Genomic DNA, 2,788 nt, shown 5'->3' with positions numbered 1-2,788 from the left:
TCCTCACCTTTCATACCGGCATTCACCGGAGGAAAGGTATTCGAGTCACGGGAACTCGACCTAGAAGAGTCCATTCCAAATTCGAAAATCTACATAATGCCTGGAATCTCTGCCTACGTAGGCTCGGATATAACGGCCGGTATTCTCTCGTCGGGATTCGTCGAAGATTCCGGCAACGTTCTCCTCGTAGACATCGGAACCAACGGAGAGATGGCCCTCAAAAGGGGCGACCGAATCTTCACCTGCTCCACCGCGGCAGGTCCGGCATTCGAAGGAGGCAATATAAGTCAGGGGACTATCGCCAGGTCGGGAGCAGTCGATCATGTGTGGCTCAACGGAGAAGGTATCGGGTTCAGTACGGTGAATGGTTCGAATGCTTCTGGAATCTGTGGTTCGGGGTTGATAGACGCGATTGCCGTTATGATAGGTGCGGGTATTCTTACTGAATCGGGACGAATCAAAGGAGAGTACTTCGAGCTTGAAGGCCCTGCGGGCATAGTGCGTATAAACAAGAGAGATATTCGTGAAGTACAGCTTGCAAAGGCAGCCATTCGAGCGGGAGTATCCGTTTTGATGGACCGGGCAGGCATCGAGACGCGAGACATCGACAGGATCTTGCTTGCCGGAGCCTTCGGGAACTACATCGATCCCGAGAACGCTCTGCGAATAGGCATGCTTCCCAATGTCCCAGTCGAAAGAGTTTCACCCGTCGGAAATGCGGCCGGTCTTGGGGCAGTTCTGGCAGTTCTGGACAGCGGAATTCGAGAGAGAGCGGAAGATCTTAGCGGCAGCATATACTATGTTGAACTATCTGGCAGAAAGGACTTCAACGAGATTTTCGTTGACAATCTTGCCTTGAGGGAGGGATAAGCAATGGCCTTCAATAGATCAATCATACCTTTGCTCGGCGCACCGGGCGCAAGACTGACGGGAACGAAGCTCAAAGAGAATCTCACAAATGCGAAAATCCAGTTTAACTCTCTGGCCAAGATTATGGAGGAGTTTCAGCCAGACGGGATCTTCTTCATGATGGACCTGACGGTCGAGGCCGAGGCGTTGGGACTGGAAGTCGGTTTCCCCGAGGATGACAATCCCTACGTGAAGGAACATCCAATAAAGGGACCGGACGAGCTTTCCTCAGTGGTGAACTCCTGGAGGGGAGTATCCGGGAGAATGGGGGTCTTCGCAGAAGTTGCAGATAAAATGGCAAGAGAATTGCCGGTAAAGAGGGGCAGCTACGTTATCGGCCCGCTCAGCCTAGCAGGAGAGCTCGTTGGGGTTACAGACCTCTGTATGAAACTGATAGAAGATCCGGCTTTTGCAGAGAGCGTAATAGATTTCTGCTCAAGGGTTGTAAGTGAATACTCGAGAGCGCTAATCGACCACGGCGCAGATATGATAGCCGTGCTTGAACCGACGGCGGTGCTTTTGTCTAAGAGACAGTTTAAACGTTTCGTACTTCCATATTTTGAAAGGCTAAGATCCGACCTTTCAAAACCCTTGATTTATCACATCTGTGGAGACACGGAACACATAGTAGAGCCTATGGGCGCCAGCGGCGCCTACGGATTGAGCCTTGACAGCATGGTGGACCTGAATGCTGCAGCGGAGAGAGTTCCCGAAGATGTTTTTCTTATAGGCAACATAGATCCGGTTAAGGTCTTTCTTCAGTCAAATGAAGAGGAAGTCGAAAGAGAGACTGCAATACTTCTCGAGAAAATGAAGGATGTTCCCAACTTCATCTTGAGTTCAGGCTGCGACATCCCACTGGAGACCCCTCCAGAGAACATCTCCGCCTTCTTCAGAGCCGGCAGGAATTATCGTTCGTAACAGAACGTCTCAAGTCTAGAACAAGAGCAGTTTCTTCAGCGGGTATTATCGGAACCGTATTCGTATGCGCACTCGAAAACTCTGAAGATCTTCTCGGGTGGCACTTCGGCCTGAATGTTGTGGATGGGAGAAAAGACAAAGCCTCCCCCGGGAGAAAAAATGTCGATGCGGCGGCGAATATCCTCCTCAAGGTCCTCTAGTGTTCCGAAAGGCAGGACGTGCTGTGTATCGCATCCCCCTCCCCAGAAGACGATATCTCTTCCGAATTCATTCTTTAGCCTTTCCGGCTCCATATTCTTCGCGTTGGTCTGAACCGGATTCAGTATCTGAACACCGACTTCTATGAAATCTGGTATGAAGGTGTAGACTGACCCGCAGGAGTGAAGAAAGATGAAAAGATCGGGTTTCTTCCTGTGAATGAAGTCGCACAGGGTTTTAAGTCTAGGTTTGAAGATAGATCTGAAAACTCGTGGCGAAATCGCGGTGTTCTCCTGGGTGCCGTAATCGTCGCCGATCTGAATAATATCTATATCGTCTCCCAGGGCGGAGAGATACTTCTCCAGATCTACAAGATAGGTCTCGAGAAGCCGGTCAAGAAAGAACTCCATGAGAGACCGATCTGTAATAAGCCTCTCCATGAACTCCTGGTACCCGAACATTGAATGGCCGGCCTCAAGGAAGTTCCCCCCGAAAGCCCCGATCACGGCGCAGTCTGTTGATTCGCGTATTCCCGTGAGCTGAGCCTTCAAAAACTCGATTTCCTCGCCGGTCAATCTTGGCAAAACAAGGGCCGAGATCTCCTCTTTTCTCCCGGCATGGGCCAGGGGAAAGTAACTCCTGTCGAAGTAGTGGCCGCCTCTGGGCATTGTCGCGACTTCGACACCGTCCCTCTCGATTACGAGTGAACCGTCTTCTTTCACTTTCGGGTCGAATCCATCTGGAAAGAGGTATCTCGACC

At 50.9% G+C, this 2,788-nt stretch carries 3 protein-coding genes; 2 read left to right on the top strand and 1 reads right to left on the bottom strand.

Translation table 11 applies throughout. The annotated features are described in order from the left end of the window. Positions 1 to 870: ASKHA domain-containing protein (locus BG32_RS01555; protein ID WP_121526296.1), on the top strand; the 870-nt coding region annotated here is incomplete at its 5' end. Between the two features lie 3 nt (positions 871 to 873). Then, positions 874 to 1,830 (top strand): uroporphyrinogen decarboxylase family protein, encoded by a 957-nt coding sequence (locus tag BG32_RS01550; RefSeq protein ID WP_121526295.1) that lies wholly within the window; start codon positions 874 to 876, stop codon positions 1,828 to 1,830. 35 nt (positions 1,831 to 1,865) lie between these two features. Here the strand turns inward: BG32_RS01550 and BG32_RS01545 are convergent. After that, on the bottom strand, positions 1,866 to 2,788 hold a 923-nt coding region (locus BG32_RS01545), incomplete at its 5' end, for a uroporphyrinogen decarboxylase family protein (protein ID WP_121526294.1).

Source organism: Mesotoga sp. HF07.pep.5.2.highcov (genome assembly GCF_003666285.1).
Taxonomy (GTDB): domain Bacteria; phylum Thermotogota; class Thermotogae; order Petrotogales; family Kosmotogaceae; genus Mesotoga; species Mesotoga prima.
This window is presented reverse-complemented; position numbering and strand designations above follow the sequence as displayed.

Coding starts and splice junctions, on each gene's coding strand:
- BG32_RS01550 (WP_121526295.1), top strand. CDS start 874: ATGGCCTTCAATAGATCAATCATACCTTTGCTCGGCGCACCGGGCGCA.